Here is a 23,264-nt window from a genome sequence, read left to right as displayed (position 1 = left end):
CCTCAGAGCCAGAAGAGCACGGCCTTCTGCCGTTGCTGCCGGGTGACAGAACTGGGACGCAAGACGATCCGACCCTGAATCGTTGCCCCCCGATCCAAAGCCTGGAGCACCACGGGCCGGTTGCTGTCCTTGCGATACAACCACCCCAGGGGGATGCCCGGAATGTCCTCCAGCCAGACGCCTACGGCGTCCACGTCGAAAGGATTCTCCAGGTCCCGGCCAAGAACGACCGGGCTTTCCGCCTTGAGGCCGCTCCTCCCCGACGCGACAGGGAAGTCCTGATTGAAAGCGAGATTCGACATCCTACGCATGGCACATTTCCTCCGTGCTTCGCTCGACGAAAATGGGATGCCCCATCCTGACTGACTCTATCCGGGGATAGGTCCGGTCCAGGAGCCACTGCAGCCCCGGACGGTCAGGGCGGTCCGGACCAAACTGCAGCCCGGTCCCCTGGGGAAACAACACGACGGTCTGCCCATGCTTCAGTGCCTTCGCCAGCGAACGCAGACCGAAAGGGGACTCCGTGTCCAGGGCAACCATCCGGTGCCCGCCCGCGACACGCCCGTAAAGGCCCAGCAAGCGGGACCAGGCCGTATGCCGGGCATAAGCGGGATCCACCGGGAAAGTCGCGCCCTGGATACCGGCATGGTGAGTCAGCCACCAGGCGAGACGCGGCCCGTCCAGCAGCGACACATGAGGCCGCGCGAGAATGAGCAGGCCGGTCACGCTCTGGCTCCGAAGGGTTTGCCAGGTTTGCCTTTATCATCCGCCAGCAACGGGTGAGCCTCCCGATTCGAGCAGGACCAGAAATACACCCCCTTTTTGTTTTTGGATTCCAGACGCCGGACCGTAGCCTCGCCCTTGCAGATCGGGCAGGACAGGGACTTTTCCACCTTTCCGCGTCCCTTGCCGTTTCGACTGGTCTTTCCGGTACTCGCAATCCCGGTACCTCCTGCCTTCATGGCGGCGGTCGCTGTCTTGACACTGTCCACCACAGCAGACAGAAACTTGTCCGCCGGTATCCGGCCCTCGGCCACAGCCGAGAGCAGATCTTCCCAGCGCGCCGTGGTGACTGGATCCGCAAACTCGCCCAGCCCCCGTTTCTCCAGATAGGCGATCAGCGCACGGCCCTTAGCCGTCGAGATCAACTGCTTACCCTTTTTCAGCAGATAATCCCGCTTCAACAGCGTTTCGATAACGCTGGCCCGCGTCGCCTCCGTACCCAGCCCGGACGTTTCCTTGAGTTTGGCACGGGCTTCCGGATCGGTGACAAACTTGTGAATGTTGCTCATGGCATCAATCAACGAACCGTCTGTAAAGCGCGCCGGTGGCTTCGTTTGCTTTGCCTGGACCTGACCACCCATGCCCTGCACTGGATCACCCTGGCTCATCGTCGGCAGAGGAGCAGCCGTCTCCTCTTCCTCGCCCTCCTCGCCTTCGGAAATCGCCCCGTTGCCATAGAGCCGTTTCCAGCCTGGATCGAGGTCCTGTCGGCCAGTGGCCTTCCAGGTCTCTCCACCGATCTCCACAAGTGCAGAGAGGGCCTTGTACCGGTATTCCGGCAGGAACAGGGCCACATAGGATTTCCAGATGATCTCAAAGAGTCTGGATTCGGCTTCTGAAAGCCCGGATGGACGTTCTCCCGTGGGGATGATGGCGTTGTGTGCCGTGATCTTTTTGTTATTCCAGGCCGCGTGTTTCTGCTGAAAGTTCATCAGACCACGGACGGACTCCGGTATGGGTAGCGCCTGGAGAATCTTCGGGGCGTCTGCCAGTTGTTCCTCGGGCAGATAGCGGCAGTCCGTGCGGGGGTAGGTGGTGATCTTTTTTTCGTAGAGGGCCTGGCAGGTATCGAGAACCTGCTGCGCCGACATTCCAAAACGACTGGACGCTACCTTTTGCAGCGCGGACAGGCTAAATGGCAAGGGTGCGGACTGTTTCTGTTCCTTCGCCTCAAAACTGGTCACTCGACCCTGGCCAGTAGCCTTGGCCGCGACGGCGTCTGCCAGTCTGCGGTCGATCAGACGGCCATCCGGGTCAAAACCCGGTCCGTCCGTGCCTCGGGGCTCCCACTTTGCCAGAAAGGCGCCGTTGCGGTGCTGGCATTGCGCTATGACCTCATAATAGTCCGTAGGCCGAAAGTTCTCGATCGTCAGATCCCGTTGCACCACCAGAGCCAGCGTCGGTGTCTGGACTCGGCCAACCGAGAAGAGATCTCCCGACTGGACGGTTACCGCCCGTGTAAGATTCATACCCACCAGCCAATCGGACTGGCTGCGGGCCTCAGCAGCATCTTTCAGCGGGCGATACTTCTCATTGCTCTCCAGCGCAGCAAATGCTTTCTGGACGTTCTCACGGTCTAGTGCTTTCAGCCACACCCGCTGGATGCGGCCCCGGTAGTGGTAGTGCTCCAGAATTTCGTCGATCAGCAGTTGCCCCTCACGGTCGGGGTCGCCCGCATTGATGACGGCACCGGCGGACTTCAATAGCTGACCAATTTTTTTGAGCTGTGCTGCAGCCTCCCGCTTGGGATGCTTGATCCACTGGCTGGGCAGGATCGGCAGATCTTCCATCCGCCAGACCTTTTTTCCTTTGCCCGTCCGTGGCACGGAATCCGGCAGGTACTCGTCCGGCCCGACCTGCTCAAGAATATGCCCAAAAGCATTGGTGATTTCATATTGACTGGCCCTGGGGCCTAAGCCCTCGCGGATCGCGCGGGCCATGGACGGCTTCTCGGCAATGATGACGGTGGTCATGATAAATGCTCCTGATGGCTTGTACCTGGGTATAGCTGGGGGTCGTTGCGATCGCCCAGCCCCATCGCCGGGCGCAACCCTTGGCTGGGTGCATCCCGCGATCTGCACTTACCAGCTATAACTTGCCGCACCCGCAACAGTGGTATTGGATGCCTGACCATTGCTGCCCACGGTGATCAGTCCCGCCCAATGGCTCTCCCAACGATGCTGGTACGCAAATGCAAAGCTGGCCTGACCGTTGTACTCCGCCGTAGCTCCGGCAATCGTGTTTTTGTGTTTGCCCGCCGCCGCTTCCGCCGAAGATGCCGCCAGCGAGGCATCCACGGAACCCACTTTATCCGCAATCGCTTGCGCATCGTTGCCAATACCTTTCAGCGCATCATCCATCTGTTGCAGGTTTACGGCGTCGTGTGGCTGTGTGGCCGGTGCAACATTCGTAATCTGACGATCCATGCCTGTAGCCGCATTGCCGACCGAGACTGCATCCGGGCGGTTGGCGACGGAGCCATACCCCAAGGCTACCGAACCGTTGCCGTTGGCCACCGCGTCCTGCCCCAGGGCGGTGCTGTTGGGAGCCAGCGCCTGGGCATGATCGCCTACGGCGGTTGTGGAGTATCCGCGTGCGGTGGCGTCCGGCCCCACGGCGACGGCATCATTTCCGATGGCCTGACTGCCCGCGCCATAGGCAGTTGCCTCATTCCCATTGGCCGCGCTGTCCGTCCCCTGGGCCATGGCGTTTTGACCATTCACGGAGGCGTCCCGCCCGCAGATAATGTCGCCGGAGCCGTTACCCAGGCGATGACAGGTCAGGGAAAATTCCTGTTTTGCCTGTTGCTCGGCTGCCCAGACATCGTTGCCATTGGCCGCTGTGGTGCTGCCCTGGGCAATCGTGCCATTACCCACGTTGGAAATCGTTACCGGACCCGTCGATGCCGTTCCGGCACTCGCCGTACCCGTTGGCGTCGCGCTGGCGGACCCGTTGGGCGTGGTGTAGTGCAACACCCCGATACTGCTCTGCGTGGTCTGCAGATTGTCGATGGCCTGATTGGTGGCATACAGTTCCGATCCGTTGACCGCATCGGTGCTGGTGGCGGAAACCTGTCCCGCTGCCACGTTGGTAATCGTGCGCGTTTCGGCGGTTCTGCCATTCGCCCCGGAAGAACCGACACTGACCGTGCCTGCAGGATTCGCCCCGGCCACCGCATAAGAGGTTCCGCGAATGGTGACACTTCCCGTTGCCGTGGGTGCGGAATTGGCGGTACTGCCACTGCCCAGCGCCACGGAATTGCTCTGGTCCGTGCTGGCGTTCGTACCCAGGGCTTCCGAGTTGACCCCGGTCGCGGTGGCGTTATAGCCGTATGCTTCCGAGTCCGTCCCCGTTGCGGTGGCGCCCGTGCCTACGGCGGTGGATGGGTCGCTGGCCGCGCCCGATCCTGCGGTGGCGTCCGGTCCCATCGCAATGCTCCCGTCGCCGACGGCATAGGCATTCTCGCCTTCGGCAATGTTCTGGTTGCCAGACGCATAACTTTCGTTCCCGATCGCCACGTTTCCGGAAGCCGGATTGCTGGACGAAGAAGAGGAAGCTGTACCGTTGATGACCGTGTTGTCCGTTGGTACATTGGAACCGGTGCCAGCATCAGTGCTGCCGGACCGTGACCCGAAGCCGATGGCGACCGTTCCATTAGTGGTGGCATTACTGCCGATGGCGGTTCCTGGCGAGTAAGGAGCAGACCCCGACTGATATACGGTGGCACCGCTTCCATACGCCGTTGCCGACTCATTCTCGTTGACAGCCGTGCCCGATGAGCCAGAAGAACCAGACGCGCCACTGCCGCCGACATTGGATGTGCTCTGTGCCGTCGTCCCTTCCTCGTTCAGTGTAGCGGACGAATACGGGATCGAGCCGTTAATGACAACATTGTTCGATCCGTTGGCATTGGTGTCACCGCCGATGGCCACATCATTATTACCCACCGCGCTGGTGTTGTTGCCGACCGCCACCGAGTTGTTTGGCGTGTACGCCACAATGGCGGATGCCATCTGGGGAAAAGACAGCGTCGCACCCATGATGGCGAGAAACAGAATACGTTTTTTCACGTTCTTCTCCTTCAGAAGTGATAGCGCACGCCGATCTGCATGACCGGCAACCAGCGCCATCCCAAAGCCGTCTGCAAACTGGTTTTCTCACTCTGATGCGCCTGCAGCGCGTAGGGATCAGTTCCCATTTGCACGTCGATGGCAGTGCGCCCTTGCCACGCTGCGCCGACGAGCGCGTGAAAGGTCCACCGGCCACCAGCAAACGGATGGTCCCAGCCCAGCCCGAGAAAAGGATCCACCGGATGGAACGTTGCCGTCGCAGGCGTCGCGAATGCGTAATTTCCGGTGACAGTCCGGGGTCGCAGGGACAGGCGGTTGCCATTGAACAGCAGCCCTGTGCTCAGGAAGAACCCGCTGCCCGCCCAGGGCCGCCAGTTTTCCGTCAGCATGCCGGACAGCAGACGGATACCCATGCCATAGGTTTCTCCACCTGCGCTTAATGTCGGGTCGATGTAAAAACCGCCCATGCTCGCAGACGTGGACCAGTGCGGCGATTCCTGGTACGCCGCGCCGACGCTGATACCCGTGGTGCCTACCGAAAGCGTGCCGGACCACGGTGAAGAACTGACGGGACCGGCGTCGATGCCCACATTGTCATAATCAATGCCGACACTCCCAGCCATCGCAAAAGGGCTGAGACCAAAGGCAATCGCGCCCAAAAGTAGCTGCTTTTTCATCCAGGCATTCTCCTGTTGTGTGGAAATCCGCCTGGGTATAGCGAGAGAGAAAGGCGATCGGCAGGGGGGCAACAGCAGAAGCCCTGGCAATGGATGTGACGGAGCGTGAGCTACGGCACAAAGGAGGCGCGCCGCCTGTGCCATTGCGGGGATGGTTCATCGGGAAGGCGCATGGGGTGGACGACAAGGGCTCACGGCACGGCAACAGAAAGCTATACCAAAGCCGTGAGCCCTTTATCTTGCGTTCCTTCCTTTGTGGTTGTACTTTCATGTTTGGTGAGGGATTGGCAAATGGTGGTCTGCATGGGTGTTCCGATAAATCTTTCAAGACTTGGACCAATTTATAATGATGCAATGGAGCACAATCGAGGAACCATTGCTTTTGAAGTGCCATTTCAAAATGGGCTCTTTGTGTTTATGATGTTTTTTGAACAGAAAACTGAAGCAGGAGAAAATTCAAAAGATATTCTCTTCCTTTACCTGAGAAGATCAAAGCAGCTTTTAGAAAGAAAATTGTACGGCTCGCATAAAAACGGCGTTTTTAACATTTATACAGACGACGACATCGATAAGGCGGTAAGAGATGAGCTTGAAATTCAAGGGGGCGGGAGACAGCCGTTTGATTTAAGAAAATTTTTTCAGGAGATCAATAATGCAATACCGGACCACATAGATTTTGGCCACTTCAGAAAGACGCTGCGCGAAAACTTCCCCGTTGTAAACAGGAAATACAAAATCGTTGATGACGCAGAAAAAACCCATTTGATTGGACCAAGGTTGCTGCCGCCAGATAAACACCCGCGCGAACAAACACTTCGCAAGTTATACATTTTTATTGAAGCAGATAAAGATACCGTAGGGAAATTTATCTCCATCCTTAAACAAAAAAATGTTACGCTTGCATGGAGCAGCAAAGAAAAGCCCGGCGTAACCATAGAAACTTTAATGAGAGATCTTTGATTGGAGAAAACTTCTTAATTTTTTCAATTTCTCAAGATGTGTTATGTTAGACAGAGCTTTCAGATTATCGTCGTATTCTCCTGCTTTTAAGTCAAATCGAATCGGTCTTCCTTCTACACAAAACCAGATAACTCCGTACTCATCTAAAATGAAGTCCAGCAAATGCATACCTTTTATGATCATGCGCGGATTATCATCCAATTCTGCATTCACGGTAATCGCGTCAGAGAAGTACAAATTTCCGCTCAAGCGCGAAAAGCCCGCGACAACCGCCATTCCATCCAGTCCTGTTTCACCGTTCAGGATTATTGCATCCCCACGCATACTTGCCTGCCTGGAAACTGTCAGTATAGCGTCCTTCTGCACCCAGGCATCTTCGCCAATCGTAGATGATCCTGACATGGCGATAGCACCGTCAATGCGGACTCGATCCTTAATACTTGCACGATCTTCTAGCAGGGCTTCGCCCGTAATCTGCACGTCACCAACGATGGATGATTGGTCACGCAAGACCGCCTGCGGACCCAACCTGGCTCTTCCGATGACCATGGCTTCATTTTCTATTCGGGCATCGGGATGCACGGTTGCCTCCGTTGAAACCCACCCGCCACCATTTTTATGTTTTCGTGCCGGTATAGGTCCATCACCGTTGCCAAAATCATGCAATACAACATTCATTTCTCTCTCCTTACGCTTTAAAAAAGGGCGGACGAGTCCGCCCAATAGCCGCAAAACAACCGCTACAAACTGATCACATCCACCGTGCCACCCGGCGCATCCAGCGATTACCATCATCGACCATGGCGCGGGTGACAAACGGAATATCATCATCTTCAAACCCGCCATCAGGACCCATATCGCCGCCCCCGCCTCCATGCTGTGGCGCTGGGCTGCCGCCTTCGGCCCCGTCGCGGCGGCCACCAATCAACTGGAGCCGGTCGCCCGCGATCTCCGTGGAATACCGCTCCTGACCGTCCTTGTCGGTCCATTTTCTGGTGCGAATGCGCCCCTCGATGTACGCCTGACTTCCCTTGCGAAGATACTCCCCGGCGACCTCTGCCGTTTTGCCGAACAGGCTGGCACGATGCCACTCGGTCCGCTCCTGGCGGTCTCCGTTCTTGTCTTTGAAGGTCTCTGACGTGGCAATCGCCAATGTTGCTACTGCCTTGCCGTCTGGCATGAACCGCATCTCGGGGTCGCGCCCCAGATGACCGAGTAAAATCACTTTATTGACACCCGACATGAGGACTCTCCTGTTCAAAATTATCAAAGGCGATGCCGGATTCTCCGGCTCCAAAGGGGTATAGCATCGCGCTGTTGCGATACGCCCAGAGGTTGACGCCATAGAGTTGGCTCATGCCGCCATCCCTTGGCCTGCGACAAGACTTGTCCTGCGTAACAACTGCTCCACCAGCACAGGGAAGTCCATCGGATCGTCGATAACCGTCACCCCATACTCCGGCGCTTCCAGCCCCTGATACCCCCGATCCAGCAGGACCGACAGGTTAACCACGCCGAGGGCGGCATTGGTATTGGCGGGATGGTCATCCAGGAACGCCACGGGTTCGCGCCCTGCAAGAGGATTGCGCCCTGCAAGAGCCCCCAGATTCCGCAGCACGGTCGCCTTGGCGCTGGCGGGTGCGGTATGCCCTACACACACGATGCGCCCATCTGGAATCAGTCCTCTGAGGCTTTCCGCCCGCGCGGCGCGATGCCGCTCATCAATGCTGGTCACCGCCCAGACTTGGCAGCCCAGGTCCTCCAGCGCAAGCACCAGATCGAAAGCATGCTCGTACAAAGGCAGGCTGGCCCATTCCGTTGCATGGAATGCCCTCCAGACGGCATCCACTTCCTCGCAAGCCAATCCGTACCGGCTCCCCATGTTGTGCAGATCGTTTGCTTTGGCCAAGGCGTGCCCAAGCACTTTTTCGGCGCATTTCCGCCAGTGCGTCTCGAAATCTCCGAGGACACCGTCCACATCCAGGGCCACTACTCGAAAATCGGTCATGCGTTTTTCCTCTAAGGTCATTGCGGCCTCCCCCGGCGGTAGCTCTGCCAGTCGAAGATCAGCAGTCCGCCGTTCTGACACAGGCGATCGAAGGCCGGGGTCCCCAGGTACTGCTCCACGCCCTCCACATCCTCGTTGGAGAGGATGATGGTCGGCTTCATGTTCCGGTACCGGTGATCGATCACCTCGAACAGGTGGACCCGTTCCCCGTCGCTTCCAAAGGTCTTGCCCACTTCGTCAATGATGAGCAGACCCACTTCCGCAAAGCCGCGGATGACTTCCAGCTCCGTGCCGTTGCCAATGCCACGGCGCCAGGTCTCCCGGATCCGGGCGATGATGTCGTAGGCCGTGACCTGCAGTACGCTGTTTCCCATGGCCAGCACCGCCCGGGCGATGGCCGCCGCCAAATGGTTCTTGCCGGTACCGGGATTCCCACAAAGGATGAGACTGGCCCCCTTGCGGGCGTGCTCTGCAAAATGCTCGGCGTAGTCCAGGCAGACATCGAGGGCCGTTTGTTGTCCCGGTACATCGACCACATAGTTGCTGAAGTCGCACTCGGCATATCGGCTGGGAATGGCCGCTCTCTCCATGAGTCCGCGCGATGCCGCCTCCGCCGCGCATGCAGGGCACACAGGCTGGAGATAGCGGACGACACCCTGATCATCCACCATCGAGATGGGATAGCGCCCATGGCGTTCGCATTCGCGGTACATAGGGTGTCGAGCAGGGAGAATCGCCACATTGTTCGAATCGAATCCCCACCGGGCGAGGAGGGCCTGGGCCAAATCCCCGATCGGGACCAGCGGCTGCGCTTTGCTTTCGAACTTTTTCGGGCTGGACATGGTGACCTCCTACAATTTGGCGTAATGGGACGAGCCGACGGCAACGGGGGGAATCAGTTGACGATTGGGCGGGCCAGCGGGCGGCTTGCTCTTTGCTCTGTTTTTCCCTGAACCGGGATCTTTCAGCATCGCGGCGATGTAGCCGACATGTATCCCTGCTCCTTTTTTCTCCAAAGCGATTTCCGCAGCCGCGATAATGTGTTCATCGGAATGACGAGAGCACATCTCCTTCACGACCACCATGTGCGGGGCCGCACGAACGCCGAGGGCCCGCAACTGCTTGCAGAGCGTGCCTTCCCGGGTTGGGGAGAACGTGTCCCCAGACTCTGGTAACGGCTCTTGTGACGTTACGGGAGGCGTTACGTCCTCCGTTACGGGTAACGTTACGCGTAACGTTACTTCTTTATCTTCATCTTTATCTTCTTCTTTAATAGGTAACGTTACGGGCGTTACGCGTAACGTTACGGGCGTTACTGGTGACGTTACCGAGGACTCTGGCGTTACGACGGAGACACTAGCCGGCGTCGGCGCCACTTCGCTATCTTGGCGGGCGAGAGCAGCCTCCATCGTCCGTAGGTTGCGCTGTTTCTCGCGGAACCTGCGCTGCCGCTCTGCGGCCTTTTCCCTGGCGATATCCCGTGCGGATTGCGGTGCAGTAACTGCAGTAGGCGCGTGTGCCGATGCGAGAATGTCCAGGACCGTCCCGGCCACCGCCTGGTGATACAGCCTGCCATCCGAGCACAAGTCCCAGCCATGGAGCACCATGGCACGGATACGCTCCCATAGTTTCCGGCGGTGGTCATATCCTCCGGCCAGCTTCGCCAAAATGGCCTCGTCGTTGGGTAGGCTGCCAGCAGGGACCTGGTGGATGCTCTTGGTCCATAGCAGGAAAGCGGCCTTGAACTCTTCCGGGGAGGCCAGTTGCATGAAATCCGAGTTCAGCAGGCTGACCATGTCCAGTTTGTACCAGCGGACGCTACGGAGGTCCGCATCCTGCGGAATGGGCGGCTCGATATCCGATGTGCCGGCAAAGAATGGTATAGGCTGGTTACACATGGCCGTCTCCAACCTCGTCCAGCGCCATTTCTGCCAGCACCAGATGATAGAGACGGCCATCAGAACATAAGGGGAAGCCATGCAATGCCATGGGCTTGTCAATGTCTTGTGGTACTGGCGGATCAGGAAGCTGTTGATCGGCGGACATGTACGAACCTCCTTGCACGGCCAGGGAATAGGCGCCAGGAGTTGTTGCGCGGACCGTGAAACGCAATCCGGGTGCCCCCGTTTCCTGGCATAGAAGCTGACATACCGCGCGCCGGGCGCGGGTTTCTGAGTAGGTATAGCCACGCAAAATGGCGATCGGTTGCTGGCAGGTTTTTCCCCGGAGCATGGCTCATAACTTGAACCCCTTATCGACGGGTTTCGCCAGGATATAGCCGTTGGCCTCCACGATATCGGCGATCTGTTGGGCGGTAACGACCATGGCGCCTTCCGGTACCGGCTCGGCACGGTAGCGCCCATCCGCATCGAAGGTGAGGAGCAGCTTCATGCCGGGCAAAGCGACCAGATGGGCGGAAGCCGCCGCCTGCGGCGCGACATACCCGCCCTGCTGGCGGATGGCCGGGAGCACTTCCTGCGTCACCCAGCGCCGGAAGGGCTTGGCTTCCGGGCGGCGAGATTTCAAGAGGGCGTGGTAGAGACCAGATTCGGAGAGGATGGTGACGGTTTGATCGCCGCCAAGGGTCCCCACAATGTGGGTACCCTTTTCATCATCATCGAGCCAACGGGTCAATCGCTCAGCCTCGCGATAGCCGAGAGCCTGGGCGACATCGCTGGCGACGAACCAGATCTGGCCATCACGTTCCAGAGTACGGACTTCGAGGGAGTGGAATTGAAAAACGACGGGCGTGGACGCCTGCAACGGCGCGGCAGCACCCCGAGAATTAGGTGTGGTCATAGCGATACTCCGTTTGCGCGGTTGTTGCACCGCCAACCCCCTTCCAAAAGGGTGGGCGGAACCGGACGGGTTGGAAGACCGGCCAAACGGTACCGGCGAGCCTTTCGGCTCCCCGTCCGGCCCGCCCATAGGAGCAAAGCCAGACCACGGACGTAAAAAATGCCGCATCCCAAAGGGAAAGGGCGGCTGTCCGCCGTTTGTTTCCGGGCTTCCAAACCCGATCACCGGAACCCCGGTGACAAAACCAGCGTAGACCCGGACGGCGAAGGTGTCAAATCCATTCATCCACGCGCGAACGCGCGGCGGCACCTGCCGCTGATGGCACCCAAAATCGACGGCTTCTGGCATGCAAAACCCCTCGGAAAAACGGTTCGATAAGTAGGTATAGCCAAAGCCCGTTGCGTCACGGAGGGGCTCTTGTCGAGCGCATAAAAAACAAGGGGATAGGAAATCTCTACTACGTATGAGCTAGCCGAGGCCTCTTGCCCACCTATCCCCTACCTCCTTGTCGAGGAATCACCCATCAAAGGCTGCAACGGGATCGGGCTATACCCCGGGGAACATTGTCGATATGAGGATGCTCCTTTGAAAAACACCTTACCCACCTCGCGTATGCAGGATCGAGCCGCAAGCGTCTTGCCGCTTACCGCGTTCACCATCGCCACATTGGAAGCCCGTCTCTTCCTGGAGGAGAACGTACCCCCCCTTCCACCAGGGACCATGAAAACCCCTGCCATGGTGGCAGGTTTCCTGCGCGACACGGTCATCCGCCCCACCCTGAAGTACCTCGACATGCTGGGCATGTCCGCAGATCACGAGCTTGTGGTGCGCCATGCACCGTGGATTGCAAACGATCCGAAGGCCCCGGATTGCCCGGAAAACGACCGTCTGTTATTTGAACGGCCAGCGGGCATCCTCGTGGGATGTCTGCTATTTCGTTACTTATGCGCCATGACCGGCCAGTCCAACAACGCGCGGCGGTCCTATCGTAACGCGGCAGCAGGGATGCATCTGATAGTGGACGTGGATGTGGCCGCCCCTTCCATTCAGATATTCCTGCCGGAAAGCGTGGCTATGGCCATCGGGCACGCGGTGGCCACGCATTACCATCTGGGCAAATCCATTCCGTGAGCAGTGCCCAGGCGAGGGCTTGCCTGCGGATCACCAGATCGCCGCGCTATACCCTGACAGGCTAGCTATAGGTGTAAGAGCAGGAGGATTTCTATGGACCATGATGCGATTCTCAATAATCGTGCAGTATGGATTTCTGATGAGCAGCGGGAGGGATTGGAAGCGATGGAAGAGATCGTCTTTGCCTTGCGCGACCGACACCATGACTTTTCCATGGAAATATCAACGATTCTCCAATGCCTGCGAATGGCGGAACGGGAAGGCGGGGTTCCCAAACTCCCGAGCGACTGGTGGATTCAGGTAGCGAGGCGATATTCTATCACCCTGGATTGAGGCTTGGGGATAAAAATGGACATCTACAAATTGTGGCCGAAAGACACGGGCTCCCAACACATCGGGAGGGAACTCTTCGAGAATCAAACCCTGCGAAAATCACCCTGGTATCGAAAAAACGGGAAAGGAGAGGATGTGCAATATGCCATATGCCCTGCCTGCGACAATCCCATTCAGATCATTGGGCTGTACCGCTTGCCCCCGAGGGTCAACAATCCCTTCGGGCGGCACACGGGACAATCCGTGCCCGATCTGGCAGAACTTGACCCAGAAGAACGGGACAATTGCCCGTATTTCAAGCCCAGACCACGGGAGAAAAGTGCTCGGAGGAAGGTACTCGGCCCAGTTCCGAGGAAAATTTTGGAGACGCTGATCGAACAGTTCGACCGGGTCGTATATCTGCTTCGTAAACAGACTGGCATCAATTTTTCTGCAAATCTGCTGCGCAAGATGCTGGAGACATACCGCGCTGAGAAAGGGTATTTATACACCGGTGCAACGCTCCTGAATGTGCCCTGGATTTTTATCTATATGTCAGATTCACATTCGATTGCTGGTCAATATCTTCGGCGGGATTCCGAGTTGATCGAGGCAATAAGGGAGCATGGTTCTCCAGCCTGGGTCAATGACAAGGGACAAACTGTTTCGAGAAACAAGGAATTTTTGTCTCTTGACGTGTGTTTTATCCATCATCGGGAAAGCAAAGATCGGGACGATGGAGGATTAGTGGAATCCATGAAGATGGTCGTCTCCACGGACTCTGACCATCGGGTCTATCAGAAGGTGATCCGTTTCGACTACCAGGAGTTTCAGCGATTGATCCAGATCCCTGACGAAAAGGCACATCGTCAGATGGATCTGGTGGAGATGGCACAGGACCTTTTAAAGGATCTTTTGCCGTAACCATGCCAACAGAGAATCATAGCGCCCACACGGGGCAAGGAGTGGCCATGTTGGAAGAAGATGTTGACACGCTCGCAGGCAGGGCCTTGGCCCGGCTGTTTTCGTCCATGGTACAGGTAGTTCAGGAAACGGCGCCGGTGGAAACGCCTGATGCCTTCAGGAACCGAATTCACGACATGGTTGTGGACATCCCAATGTTTCTGGAGACCTCCCCTGATGGCCCCGTATCACAAATCTGCAGTGATCAGACTGAGGGTGCATATGACCGTGATGCCGTTGCATTAGTCGTGCAGCGAGGGTTGATGGATCTGACGCCGGCATTCGAGGGATCCGGAGAGAGTGCCGGAGATGCCATGCGGGACTGGTGGCATGAATATGGCGATCGTGATCACACCGTTGCCTGGCTCGTACAACAAACGGCATCAATCCTGGTTGCCGATGCCATCCAAGAGAGGAATTAGATATGCTGGAAGATCTGGAAGCACTCGCAGCCGCGAATGGAAATTCCACTACAGCTCCATCCCCAGATACCGCCGATGGCATCATTGCGCAGGCGGAGGCTGCTGGCTACCCGGATAACGCCATAAAGGCGCTCCGCTCCCATGCGGAGTTGGTGAAACGCACTGCGTTGATCGCCAAAATAGACGTGAATGCCGAAGCGCAGTACGTCCATGAGCATTTACCGGACTTGCGCCGTGCGCGCGCGGCAACAGAGTGGGAATTGGCAGCAAAAGGTAGTGCCGAAGAACGTAAAGCACGGTTAAAGCGGGCCGTCAGGCTGGAGGATCAGGCGGAAAAACTGGCAGCGCCAAGTGCCAACGAGCGGGACAAGGCTCGTGCGCTGGCAACGGAATTGTCCATTCGACTCGCCGCCCAGCTCCGGAACATTCAGGTATCCACACCAGACGTGGACCCAGCAAGCTTGCAGCTTTTTGAGCGGACATTCCGCGACCATACGCAAGGGGTAGCGGCAACCGGGACCAACAAGGCCAAGGCCCAACATGCGGCCCGACTGGCTTTTCTGCAGGCAATGATCGAAACGGACACCACCCCCGATGACCCGACGGGCCTGCATGCGGCGATTGTGCGGTACCGCAAGAACACCACGCAAGACTTTGGGGCAGAGCCTGGACACTTGCATGATCTGCCCCTGTCCGAAATAAATGAGAGCGCGGCTGGCATCACGCCGGACAGGTTATACCAGATGGTGGCGCGGGAGGACGATGACCGGGCTGCGGAAGTCGCCCGGCTCTCTCGTGCGCTCACTCTGGCCGCTGCCACCGACCTCAATCCCCGCCAATACGCCATTTTTCAGGTGATGGCCGAAAACACGCATCTCTTCGACTGGAAGATGGAGAACGACAAGCTCCTGTTCCAGAAGCGTGACGGCGCAGAGAAGGGGGAGAATATCGCCGGACTGGTCATGGATCAGGTCGGTGGCTTCGCTGGCAAAGGTGCTGCCTACCGGGCCGTGCATGTCACACTGGACCGTCTGGGTGAGGCATTTCAGAAATACGGGCGTAACGTGGCCATTGAGGATATTCCTTCCGGGAAGCGGACCCAGTCGCTGGATCGTCTCACCGCCAGCCGTGAACAGATTATGGAAGCGGCGAGGGCTGAACCGGTGCCCGCACGCCGTCATCGTCCTGCGAGAGAAGACGTGGATATGGAGTGAAATCTGTCGATTGGTGTTGCTGAGCAGCGCGTGAGGGCCAGGTATGCCTCGCTTCGGTTGCTCAGCGACACCAATTCGAGCAGAAAGCTATACCAGATTTCAACGTCGGACGTCGTTTTATGGTATAGCATTCTGTGCCTGCCTTTGATGGGGCGGGCGGCTTGACATGCTTGCTGACCGCGCAGCGGGCATTGCATGAAACCAAATATTGCGCCACAATGCCGAATTATTAAAGAAATCCCATGTTTATTTAATAACAGAACACCTAATTAAAGGATCGCTATGTTTCGGGAGGCGACAGGACATTACGAAACCAGCACCGCAGGGGGAGAGAGCGTCCGTTCCTTCGTGCCAGACCCGTTGCCCCCTCTGCCGCCGCTGGAACTGAATGGCATGCGACAAGCGGCGCTGGAGCGGGCCACTCTTGCCTTGGGGCGGCTTGACAGCATCGCCCTGCTGCTCCCGGATCCACAACTTTTCCTCTACGCCTATGTCCGGCGCGAAGCCGTGCTTTCCTCGCAGATCGAAGGCACCCAGTCCTCGCTGTCTGACTTGCTGCTATTCGAGTTGGAAGAAACCCCCGGCGTGCCGTTCAACGACGTCGTGGAAGTCTCCAACTACGTCGCCGCGCTGGAGTTCGGCATGAACCGACTGCGTGAAGGCTTTCCTCTTTGCAACCGGCTGCTGCGCGACATGCACGTCCATCTGATGGCGCGGGGGCGTGGCGCGGAAAAAGCTCCCGGCGAATTCCGCCGCACCCAGAACTGGATCGGCGGCACACGGCCCGGCAATGCCCGCTTCGTGCCTCCGCCGCCGCAGGAAGTTGAGTCCTGCATGGCGGCGTTGGAGCGCTTCATCCATGACGATGGAACCACCCTTCCTGTACTGCTGAAAGCGGCACTCGCTCATGTCCAGTTCGAGACCATCCACCCCTTTCTGGATGGCAACGGCCGCCTAGGCCGGTTATTGATCGCCATGCTGTTGCATGAAGGTGGCCTGTTGATTCAGCCCATGCTCTATCTTAGCCTCTACTTCAAGCAGCACCGCGATATGTACTATGAGCTGCTGGATGGTGTGCGTCGCCACGGCGATTGGGAAGCCTGGGTTGATTTCTTTCTCGAAGGCGTGGAACTAACGGCCACGAGCGCGGTAAACACCGCCCGCCGTCTGGTGGATCTGTTCCAGCAGGATAGCCATCGAGTGCAGGCCAGCGGACGCGGGGCAGCGAATCTCTTGCGTGTACTAGAAGCACTACGCCAGCGCCCTCTGAACGATCTCGGCCAGATCAGCCGGCAAGCCAGCGTCAGCTTCCCCACCGCCTCCAAGGCTATGCTGGCCCTGGTCGAAATGGGTATCGCCCGCGAATTAACCGGCCAGCGCCGTAATCGCGTATTCGTGTACGACGCCTATATGAACATCCTCAACGAAGGGGGAGAGGCGCTATAACAGGAGCGGGGTCTGGCGCCCCGATGTTGCCGTGCCCCGCCGGAGCTCGTTGGCCCTCCGTTGTGAGCTTCGAGCCGTGGATAACGGGGACAACGCTCCGCAGAAAGCTATACCAGATTTCAACGTCGGACGTGGTTTTATGGTATAGCTTTTGCCCGTTTCTCCGGATTTTCCGGAAATTTCCGAAGATTAGCTGAACGCAAGATAAAGGGCACACGGCCTTGGTATAGCTTTTGTTTTTTTCGTCGCCGCCCGTGGGGGCTCGGCTGATGGACCAGAAAGCTATACCAGATTTCCACGTCCGACGTGGTTTTGTGGTATAGCTTTCATCCTGTTGCGCAGGAACCCTCGTTCACGCCCGGACAAGGCGATCGATAGCCGACGGTTAGCGTATCATCCGAATTTCGACGGCCAGCCCCAGACTGCCCCAAGCCCGATCCGCCGTCATTACCGGCAGCCTCTTCTCCATGGCTAGAGATAAACACACCCGATCGGCCAAGGACAATCCGTGATTGCGCGTATGGGTGAACAATCTGGCAGCCAGATCGGCTTGGTGGACCGTAAAGGGCTCGAAAATGACACCAATATCGGCAAAGTCCTGAAGCATATCGTCGATACTCACGCCTCGCTGCAGGGACTTTTGCAGTACCTCAGACCAGTTGACGGCTGAGACGTGGGATCCTTCCAGATGCGGGGCTACCTGATCTCCCCCCGGCTCTTCATGGAGAAACGCCAATAACGCCGAGGCATCTAGGACAGTGCTCACGATAAGGCGGCTTCCTGCTCGGCAGCAGTCCGCCTCTCGGCAATGAGTTCGTCCGAAAGACTAATATTCTGGGGAATATGTTTGAAGCGTTCCCGCAGCCGTCGTTCCACCGACTCGCGACGCTCCAGCACCAGACTCTCCGCGACTTTACGAGCAATCAATCGATCGCCTTGAGTGAGATTCAACGCCTTGCGCAGGGCAGCCGGAATGACCATTCTTCCCTGTACGCCGATCTGGACTTCATTGTCATTTGATGCCATAGGCTCACCTAAAATGTCACGACAGGAGAATAATGCCACATGATGTCTATGCATGCCAGCACCTTTCCATCGTAGGCCACCAGAGCAAGACCAGGGAACCGATTCAACGTCGGACGTCGTTTTCTGGTATAGCTTTCATTGGATACTCCCGGCACGATCGCCAATGCGACCCTCGGCACCGCCGCGCATCACCCCGCCCCACGCATCCCACACCGTCGGTTTGGCTATAACCAGGCGGTACCCTCGACGCATCAGCTCCGCCAGCGCGGCCCCAAAATCCACGGCGGTACCCTGCACGTGCAAGCAAAGGGTGTCATCCTGATGGTCGACCCCCAGAACCGGTAACAGCCCCCTCGCACAGCCGGATGACTCCCGGCCAGTGTTGCGTTGATAACACCAGCCCCGCTCTGCCTTTCAGTCTCATGCAATATATCTGCACTAATATCGCGTTACTGCGACTCAGGATAGTGGGACAGGAAAATGCATTTGTCGCAACGGCTTTACTTCTGTCGGAGGGAAAGGACGCATACACAGGTACCTCGTCCCCAATGTCCAAGTCGTCAGGATTCATTGCCTGCACAAGACCCCAGAAAGCTATGGAGCCAAAAGCGGGCTGGAAACGGTGCATAGCTTCGGGTATCAATTTTCATTACCAATGAATGCGTGAAACATCATGAAAAATATCATAAAAATGTCACCGCATTGACACATGGATGCAACATTTGGCTGTCAGCATAAGTGGCTTTCAAGGATGCAGGGAGCCGCAGATGAAGCGCCGCGAATTTTTGCAGCACTTGGGTGTAGGGGCCACTGTCACGGCCTTTTTGGGCAGTTCGGTGGCGCGGGCGGCGATGCTGCCAGCCAGGGAGCGCTCTGGCAGCCTGGAGGATGTTGAGCACATAGTCGTCTTCATGCAGGAAAATCGCTCCTTCGACCATTACTTCGGTCATCTGAGCGGGGTACGCGGGTACAATGATCGCTTTCCCCTGACGCTGCCGGCCGGCAAGCCGATCTGGTTCCAGGCGCGGAGGCACGATCCCAGTCTCCCCATCCTGCCATTTCACCTCAACACACGGAAGACGTCGGCACAATTCATCAAGGATCTCGATCACAGCTGGGCCACACAACATGGGGCTATTGCGGGCGGTCTGATGAACGCCTGGCCACAGAACAAGACCGACATGACCATGGGTTATTTCCAGCGCCAGGACATCCCTTTTCATTATACCCTAGCTGATGCCTTTACCGTTTGCGACCACTATTTCACTTCCATCGCCGGGCCCACCGAGCCAAACCGCTGTATGCTGTTCACCGGGACCATTGATCCTGAAGGCAAACATGGTGGGCCATTGATTGATGATGCCAATTACTGGCCAGGCAACGGTCCCAATGGTTATCACAAAACCCCTCCCTTCACATGGACCACTTATGCAGAGCGCTTGCAGAAAGCTGGAATCACCTGGAAAGTTTACCAAGAGCAGTTACATGAAATAGACAAAAATCCATTGACGGGATGTTTTGGCGACAATGCTCTGTTATATTTTCAAGCCTTTGTAAATGCTCAGAACAATTCAGAGCTTTATCGGCGCGCCGTCACCGAAGGTGGAATAAGAACATTACGCGACGACGTTTTACACGATCGCCTGCCACAAGTATCCTGGATCGTCTCGCCCGCAGGCTATTCCGAGCATCCCTCCTACCCGCCGGCGTATGGTGCGATTTACATCGCCCGCGTGCTGGATGCCCTCACCGCAAATCCCACCGTCTGGGGCAAAACTGCCCTCCTGATCGATTACGACGAAAACGACGGCTTCTTCGATCACGTGCCGCCCCCCCAGCCACCAACTCCGGTGCGCCCTGGGCAATCGACAGTGAGCACGGCTGGTGAAGTACACGACCACATCAACCCAGACTGGCCGGTGGCCTATAGTCTCGACCGATTGCCCTACGGCCTGGGACCACGAGTACCCATGCTTGTCATCTCACCGTGGAGTAAGGGCGGCTACGTCTGCTCAGAGGTCTTTGATCACACTTCAGTGATCCGCTTTATCGAAAAGCGCTTCGGCGTGAGCGAGCCGAATATCACGCCTTGGCGGCGGGCGATCTGCGGTGATCTGACGTCCGCTTTTAACTTCCAACGGGTAGACCGACGACTCATAAGTCTGCCAAGCACTGCCAACTACGTGGCGACCGTTCACCACGAATCCACCTTACCGCCACCGGAAGTACCCAGCGAACAATCGGTAGCCATTATTCCCCAAGAAGACGGCCTGAGACGGCGGCGGCCCTTGGCGTACGCCACCAGGCTGCGTCTCGAGGCGACGCGGCAGGGCGTCCGATTGGCCTTTGCTAATCCGGCCCCAATCGGAGTGGTCTGCACCGCATACTGGGACGCCAGTCATCACCTACCCCATCACTACACCATCGGTGCCGGTGCGCAGCTCCTGGACGATATCCTACTGCCTCAGGGTCAAGCTTTGGCGATGACAGTCTATGGCCCCGATGGCTTCGTGCGACAAATCACAGGCAGCGGGGTCTCGACCTTAATGGTCGATAGTCACGATAAGAATAACGGCGACTTGAGTTTGGTCCTATGTAACAGCGGTCGTTTGCCTTTGCAGGTGGGTATCGAAGACCGCAGCTACGGCGAAGGGAGCCGCCAGCTGCACCTCGCCCCCGGCGAGACGCATCGCCTGTCCTGGCCGCTAACCAAAAGCCATCACTGGTATGACCTGGAGGTGAGCACTCCCACCCACAGCTGGCGTCTGGCCGGGCATGTCGAAGATGGAAACGAGAGCTGGTCCGACCCGGCCAATACCGCGCCCGTCTTAACCTAATCAGAAGAAGTGACCCTTTTACACCAATCGCAGCTTTCCGCTGCGCTTACTAGCTGTTGTACCACGCAACCTATGGCCAAACCAAAAGGAGGATTTGTGGCAATACAGATGAATCAAAAGGCTGTTATTATTGCTCTAATAGCGGCAAATTGCATAGCACAATCACCGATTAGCTATGGAGCGAAGTTGAACAACAAAAACAATAACTCAATAAATGTTGGAGAAGTATCAAGCAATTATAAAAACGGCAAGAAACCAGAAAATAAAGCAGATGAGAAAATTAATTTTTCTGAGCTTGCCAAATCCACTCAGACAAAACTAGCAGTAACCAGAAGTCAATTGAAGTTTATGCCGCCAAACACCGGTGCTTTTCAACTTGCTGCCCGGCTACCAGGAGTTTTGGTGCTTGGCTCAAATCCGAATAGCGGTGTGGGATCTAACAGCCTAAATATTAATGGCTTCGGGGTTGGCACAGGCCCTACGGTAAATGGCCACTTTAATTCGATTCAGGTTAATTTTGATGGTATCCCGCTAAGCAATCCTTTATCTGGAGACGGCGGATTTTATTCTGTCGAGGTTCCTATTGCGCAGCTTTTGAATGGCGTTACGGTTGCATATGGTCCTGGAAATCCAGACGATCGCTGGCAATCAAGCATTGGCGGCACGGTTAATTTTCTTCCTATACAACCGTCGGCGACGCCAAGCGTAAAAGTTGACACATCCTATGGATCGTATGGTTCACAAACTGAGGTGGCAATAGCAAAATCTGGATTATTTGCGGATGGTTGGTCAGTGGTGGCTGGTTTCGGTCACACCAGTGGTCGTGCCCCTGGCCTCGAATACGACTATCCAACGCAAGCCGATGTTTTCTTTGGAAAGGTTAGCAAGATAACCAATTCCGGGAATGCTTACTCTCTTGGTTTGTATATTTCTAGAGCCAAGTACTTAGCTATACCATCGATTCCGCTCACACCACTGGCCGGATATACGGTTAATGGTTACAATGTACCAGGACCGCTATTGAGTGAACAAACCAGTGGTTTTTACTCTACAGAAACACCTGGTCAATCCTATTTCCAATACAAAGATAACATGTGGCTACTGTACGGTAAACAGCACTGGGATCTTTCCAAAAAAAGCTCTATTGATAACAAGATATGGTTTAAGCATTCGCACAGAGTTCATGTTGGCCACGGCACTTATAATGGTATTACTTCACCGTATCTTGATGAGTACTATCCTCCTATATTCTATACCATCGGAGATAGAATTAGATATACAACAAAAATATATAACAATCATATAAAGATAGGCGGATACCTATATTACATGAATTACAAAAATCCATACATCCTTTATAACGCACCAGTCCTGAACGAATCTGTTGGAAATTTTTATTACGAAGCAAATAACGACACAGCTCAAATGTCAGAATTCGCTTACGGTCAGGATGATATAAAACTTTTTAACAATAGACTGAGCATCACCCCTGGAATTGCTTATGCAGCATACCAGACTACCGATGCCAACCTACTCCCACCAACCGGCTCCCCTCTGTTAAATGGCCATATTAATGGGACGTTTGACTCTGGAGTATATACCAGTTTTGGCGGGTTTGAGCCTTCTCTCGGCATTAACTTTGAAGCCATCAGGCATTTGTATCTATATGGCTACGCAGCCCATACAAATGCTAACCCGGAGAATGAGTCTTATGGTAATGAATACACTTTCTATATTGACCCAAGTAAAATTAAGCTCGTCAACAATACGGACTTTGAAGTTGGCGTTAAATATAAAAAGAACAATCTTTTTGGGTCAATCAACTATTACCATGATCAAGTTAACAACATAGTTAAGGGGTTGTATGCTAATGGCACAGCTCTATTTCCGACCGGGTACAAGCTGGGGAATGCCTTATACCAAGGGGTTAACCTTCAACTATCATGGAAACCAATTTACTGGTTGAATGTATATGCATCAGCAAACATTCAACACCCATACTATACCAAACTAGAAACGAGTTCTGGAGGCAGCTTCTCGGGAAATGTTGTATCTGGAGTACCATTACATAGCTTCCTGGTCGGATTGGCTTATAAAAATATTCTAGGCCCAGGCGCAATTTCTGCAAATATCGACGACCAGTATGTTGGCGCTGCTGGAATGGCGAACCCTATTACTGGAGACAACACGCTAAGGACAAATCCATATAATTTGGTTGACCTGACGCTAGGTTACAAGACATCAGTCTTTAATTCATACGTTCCATTTCTTAAGTATGCCCGCTTTAAAGTTAGCATCTTCAATTTGTTGGGCAGGAAATATAATGAAAGCGAGAGTGTTGGGTCGGGTATAAATGTGCCCGGCTTGCCGGCGAATGCGGTTTTTGGAACGCAAGGTGCGCCGAGAACCGTGTTTGGGACGGTGTCACTGAAATTTTAGCTTGCCCACAAAATGCTCATGAAGCTCCACAATGGAGCTAAAATTGCCACGGCAGCAGGTCGCCAGCCAGCGGCCTCTGCGGACTTGCGCCCCACACATTCCACACCAACGGTTTGGCCATAACCAGTCGGTACCCGCGCCGGTCAAGTTCGGCTGGCGTGGCCCAAAAATCCACGG

At 56.0% G+C, this 23,264-nt stretch carries 24 protein-coding genes; 10 read left to right on the top strand and 14 right to left on the bottom strand.

Annotated elements, in window-relative coordinates:
* Nucleotides 1-2: 2 nt before the first annotated feature.
* The 5 genes from AB4090_RS02390 to AB4090_RS02370 form a co-directional block, all read right to left on the bottom strand.
* The gene (locus AB4090_RS02390; protein WP_369572253.1) at nucleotides 3-311 is read right to left on the bottom strand and encodes a hypothetical protein; all 309 of its coding nucleotides are present in this window, start codon (nucleotides 309-311) and stop codon (nucleotides 3-5) included.
* Nucleotides 304-726 carry a 1-acyl-sn-glycerol-3-phosphate acyltransferase gene (locus AB4090_RS02385; RefSeq protein ID WP_369572252.1) on the bottom strand — a complete coding sequence of 141 codons (423 nt, stop codon included), beginning with the start codon at nucleotides 724-726 and terminating at the stop codon, nucleotides 304-306. The genes AB4090_RS02390 and AB4090_RS02385 overlap by 8 nt, the downstream gene beginning before the upstream one ends.
* Nucleotides 723-2,756 (bottom strand): DNA topoisomerase 3, encoded by a 2,034-nt coding sequence (locus AB4090_RS02380; RefSeq protein WP_369572251.1) that lies wholly within the window; start codon nucleotides 2,754-2,756, stop codon nucleotides 723-725. Before AB4090_RS02380 ends, AB4090_RS02385 begins: the two co-directional genes overlap by 4 nt.
* Nucleotides 2,757-2,864: 108 nt before the next feature.
* The gene (locus AB4090_RS02375) at nucleotides 2,865-4,853 is read right to left on the bottom strand and encodes a YadA family autotransporter adhesin (RefSeq protein ID WP_369572250.1); all 1,989 of its coding nucleotides are present in this window, start codon (nucleotides 4,851-4,853) and stop codon (nucleotides 2,865-2,867) included.
* Between the two features lie 11 nt (nucleotides 4,854-4,864).
* Entirely contained in the window at nucleotides 4,865-5,530 is a 666-nt protein-coding gene (locus AB4090_RS02370) for a hypothetical protein (RefSeq protein ID WP_369572249.1), read from the bottom strand.
* Nucleotides 5,531-5,635: 105 nt separating this feature from the next.
* Here AB4090_RS02370 and AB4090_RS02365 point away from each other — a divergent pair, with 105 nt between their 5' ends.
* Nucleotides 5,636-6,490 (top strand): hypothetical protein, encoded by an 855-nt coding sequence (locus AB4090_RS02365; RefSeq protein ID WP_369572248.1) that lies wholly within the window; start codon nucleotides 5,636-5,638, stop codon nucleotides 6,488-6,490.
* Here AB4090_RS02365 and AB4090_RS02360 read toward each other — a convergent pair.
* The 7 genes from AB4090_RS02360 to AB4090_RS02330 all read right to left on the bottom strand — a co-directional run bounded on the left by AB4090_RS02360 (nucleotide 6,473) and on the right by AB4090_RS02330 (nucleotide 11,297).
* A complete protein-coding gene (locus AB4090_RS02360; protein ID WP_369572247.1) occupies nucleotides 6,473-7,168 on the bottom strand; it encodes a hypothetical protein in 696 nt (231 codons plus the stop codon). The genes AB4090_RS02365 and AB4090_RS02360 overlap by 18 nt on opposite strands.
* 73 nt (nucleotides 7,169-7,241) lie before the next feature.
* Complete coding sequence (gene ssb / locus AB4090_RS02355; protein ID WP_369572246.1) at nucleotides 7,242-7,733, bottom strand: single-stranded DNA-binding protein; 492 nt, start codon at nucleotides 7,731-7,733, stop codon at nucleotides 7,242-7,244.
* 111 nt (nucleotides 7,734-7,844) lie between these two features.
* Nucleotides 7,845-8,519 (bottom strand): hypothetical protein, encoded by a 675-nt coding sequence (locus AB4090_RS02350; protein ID WP_369572245.1) that lies wholly within the window; start codon nucleotides 8,517-8,519, stop codon nucleotides 7,845-7,847.
* Nucleotides 8,516-9,340, bottom strand: coding sequence for an ATP-binding protein (locus AB4090_RS02345; RefSeq protein ID WP_369572244.1), 825 nt, complete (start codon nucleotides 9,338-9,340; stop codon nucleotides 8,516-8,518). Before AB4090_RS02345 ends, AB4090_RS02350 begins: the two co-directional genes overlap by 4 nt.
* A 9-nt stretch (nucleotides 9,341-9,349) precedes the next feature.
* On the bottom strand, nucleotides 9,350-10,396 hold the full coding sequence (locus AB4090_RS02340; protein WP_369572243.1) for a DUF1376 domain-containing protein: 1,047 nt from the start codon (nucleotides 10,394-10,396) through the stop codon (nucleotides 9,350-9,352).
* Nucleotides 10,389-10,544, bottom strand: a complete 156-nt coding sequence (locus tag AB4090_RS02335; protein ID WP_369572242.1) for a hypothetical protein — start codon at nucleotides 10,542-10,544, stop codon at nucleotides 10,389-10,391. The genes AB4090_RS02340 and AB4090_RS02335 overlap by 8 nt, the downstream gene beginning before the upstream one ends.
* A 189-nt stretch (nucleotides 10,545-10,733) precedes the next feature.
* Nucleotides 10,734-11,297, bottom strand: a complete 564-nt coding sequence (locus AB4090_RS02330) for a Bro-N domain-containing protein (RefSeq protein WP_369572241.1) — start codon at nucleotides 11,295-11,297, stop codon at nucleotides 10,734-10,736.
* A gap of 585 nt (nucleotides 11,298-11,882) precedes the next feature.
* On the opposite strand from AB4090_RS02330, the gene AB4090_RS02325 reads away from it, so the two are divergent.
* From AB4090_RS02325 to AB4090_RS02300, 6 genes are all read left to right on the top strand, one after another.
* Nucleotides 11,883-12,428 carry a hypothetical protein gene (locus tag AB4090_RS02325; RefSeq protein ID WP_369572240.1) on the top strand — a complete coding sequence of 182 codons (546 nt, stop codon included), beginning with the start codon at nucleotides 11,883-11,885 and terminating at the stop codon, nucleotides 12,426-12,428.
* 93 nt (nucleotides 12,429-12,521) lie between these two features.
* Nucleotides 12,522-12,761: a hypothetical protein gene (locus tag AB4090_RS02320; RefSeq protein WP_369572239.1), complete on the top strand. Its 240-nt coding sequence runs from the start codon at nucleotides 12,522-12,524 to the stop codon at nucleotides 12,759-12,761.
* 243 nt (nucleotides 12,762-13,004) lie between these two features.
* Nucleotides 13,005-13,664 (top strand): hypothetical protein, encoded by a 660-nt coding sequence (locus AB4090_RS02315; protein WP_369572238.1) that lies wholly within the window; start codon nucleotides 13,005-13,007, stop codon nucleotides 13,662-13,664.
* 2 nt (nucleotides 13,665-13,666) lie between these two features.
* A complete protein-coding gene (locus tag AB4090_RS02310; protein ID WP_369572237.1) occupies nucleotides 13,667-14,125 on the top strand; it encodes a hypothetical protein in 459 nt (152 codons plus the stop codon).
* A 2-nt stretch (nucleotides 14,126-14,127) separates the two neighbouring features.
* The gene (locus tag AB4090_RS02305; protein ID WP_369572236.1) at nucleotides 14,128-15,339 is read left to right on the top strand and encodes a hypothetical protein; all 1,212 of its coding nucleotides are present in this window, start codon (nucleotides 14,128-14,130) and stop codon (nucleotides 15,337-15,339) included.
* A 282-nt stretch (nucleotides 15,340-15,621) separates the two neighbouring features.
* The gene (locus AB4090_RS02300) at nucleotides 15,622-16,785 is read left to right on the top strand and encodes a Fic family protein (RefSeq protein WP_369572235.1); all 1,164 of its coding nucleotides are present in this window, start codon (nucleotides 15,622-15,624) and stop codon (nucleotides 16,783-16,785) included.
* Between the two features lie 385 nt (nucleotides 16,786-17,170).
* Here the strand turns inward: AB4090_RS02300 and AB4090_RS02295 are convergent, their stop codons facing one another.
* Together AB4090_RS02295 and AB4090_RS02290 are read right to left on the bottom strand one after the other, a co-directional pair.
* Nucleotides 17,171-17,551: a PIN domain-containing protein gene (locus tag AB4090_RS02295; RefSeq protein ID WP_369572234.1), complete on the bottom strand. Its 381-nt coding sequence runs from the start codon at nucleotides 17,549-17,551 to the stop codon at nucleotides 17,171-17,173.
* Entirely contained in the window at nucleotides 17,548-17,811 is a 264-nt protein-coding gene (locus AB4090_RS02290) for an AbrB/MazE/SpoVT family DNA-binding domain-containing protein (RefSeq protein WP_369572233.1), read from the bottom strand. The genes AB4090_RS02295 and AB4090_RS02290 overlap by 4 nt, the downstream gene beginning before the upstream one ends.
* Before the next feature lie 138 nt (nucleotides 17,812-17,949).
* Here AB4090_RS02290 and AB4090_RS02285 point away from each other — a divergent pair, with 138 nt between their 5' ends.
* From AB4090_RS02285 to AB4090_RS02275, 3 genes are all read left to right on the top strand, one after another.
* A complete protein-coding gene (locus AB4090_RS02285) occupies nucleotides 17,950-18,156 on the top strand; it encodes a hypothetical protein (RefSeq protein WP_369572232.1) in 207 nt (68 codons plus the stop codon).
* 422 nt (nucleotides 18,157-18,578) lie between these two features.
* Nucleotides 18,579-20,648 carry a phosphocholine-specific phospholipase C gene (locus tag AB4090_RS02280; protein WP_369572231.1) on the top strand — a complete coding sequence of 690 codons (2,070 nt, stop codon included), beginning with the start codon at nucleotides 18,579-18,581 and terminating at the stop codon, nucleotides 20,646-20,648.
* Nucleotides 20,649-20,720: 72 nt separating this feature from the next.
* Nucleotides 20,721-23,087: a TonB-dependent receptor gene (locus AB4090_RS02275; RefSeq protein WP_369572230.1), complete on the top strand. Its 2,367-nt coding sequence runs from the start codon at nucleotides 20,721-20,723 to the stop codon at nucleotides 23,085-23,087.
* Nucleotides 23,088-23,264 lie beyond the last annotated feature (177 nt).

Origin of the sequence: Acidithiobacillus sp. IBUN Pt1247-S3 (assembly GCF_041146875.1) — a bacterium.
Taxonomy (GTDB): domain Bacteria; phylum Pseudomonadota; class Gammaproteobacteria; order Acidithiobacillales; family Acidithiobacillaceae; genus Igneacidithiobacillus.
Note: the sequence above shows the minus strand (reverse complement) of the source record. Positions and strands in the feature narration are given on the sequence as shown.

Excerpts from the sequence above, each read along its gene's own strand:
- AB4090_RS02390 (WP_369572253.1), bottom strand. The coding sequence starts at position 311 with ATGCGTAGGATGTCGAATCTCGCTTTCAATCAGGACTTCCCTGTCGCG.
- AB4090_RS02380 (WP_369572251.1), bottom strand. The coding sequence starts at position 2,756 with ATGACCACCGTCATCATTGCCGAGAAGCCGTCCATGGCCCGCGCGATC.
- AB4090_RS02370 (WP_369572249.1), bottom strand. The coding sequence starts at position 5,530 with ATGAAAAAGCAGCTACTTTTGGGCGCGATTGCCTTTGGTCTCAGCCCT.
- AB4090_RS02360 (WP_369572247.1), bottom strand. The coding sequence starts at position 7,168 with ATGAATGTTGTATTGCATGATTTTGGCAACGGTGATGGACCTATACCG.
- ssb (WP_369572246.1), bottom strand. The coding sequence starts at position 7,733 with ATGTCGGGTGTCAATAAAGTGATTTTACTCGGTCATCTGGGGCGCGAC.
- AB4090_RS02350 (WP_369572245.1), bottom strand. The coding sequence starts at position 8,519 with ATGACCTTAGAGGAAAAACGCATGACCGATTTTCGAGTAGTGGCCCTG.
- AB4090_RS02345 (WP_369572244.1), bottom strand. The coding sequence starts at position 9,340 with ATGTCCAGCCCGAAAAAGTTCGAAAGCAAAGCGCAGCCGCTGGTCCCG.
- AB4090_RS02340 (WP_369572243.1), bottom strand. The coding sequence starts at position 10,396 with ATGTGTAACCAGCCTATACCATTCTTTGCCGGCACATCGGATATCGAG.
- AB4090_RS02335 (WP_369572242.1), bottom strand. The coding sequence starts at position 10,544 with ATGTCCGCCGATCAACAGCTTCCTGATCCGCCAGTACCACAAGACATT.
- AB4090_RS02330 (WP_369572241.1), bottom strand. The coding sequence starts at position 11,297 with ATGACCACACCTAATTCTCGGGGTGCTGCCGCGCCGTTGCAGGCGTCC.
- AB4090_RS02320 (WP_369572239.1), top strand. The coding sequence starts at position 12,522 with ATGGACCATGATGCGATTCTCAATAATCGTGCAGTATGGATTTCTGAT.
- AB4090_RS02310 (WP_369572237.1), top strand. The coding sequence starts at position 13,667 with ATGCCAACAGAGAATCATAGCGCCCACACGGGGCAAGGAGTGGCCATG.
- AB4090_RS02305 (WP_369572236.1), top strand. The coding sequence starts at position 14,128 with ATGCTGGAAGATCTGGAAGCACTCGCAGCCGCGAATGGAAATTCCACT.
- AB4090_RS02300 (WP_369572235.1), top strand. The coding sequence starts at position 15,622 with ATGTTTCGGGAGGCGACAGGACATTACGAAACCAGCACCGCAGGGGGA.
- AB4090_RS02290 (WP_369572233.1), bottom strand. The coding sequence starts at position 17,811 with ATGGCATCAAATGACAATGAAGTCCAGATCGGCGTACAGGGAAGAATG.
- AB4090_RS02280 (WP_369572231.1), top strand. The coding sequence starts at position 18,579 with ATGAAGCGCCGCGAATTTTTGCAGCACTTGGGTGTAGGGGCCACTGTC.
- AB4090_RS02275 (WP_369572230.1), top strand. The coding sequence starts at position 20,721 with ATGGCCAAACCAAAAGGAGGATTTGTGGCAATACAGATGAATCAAAAG.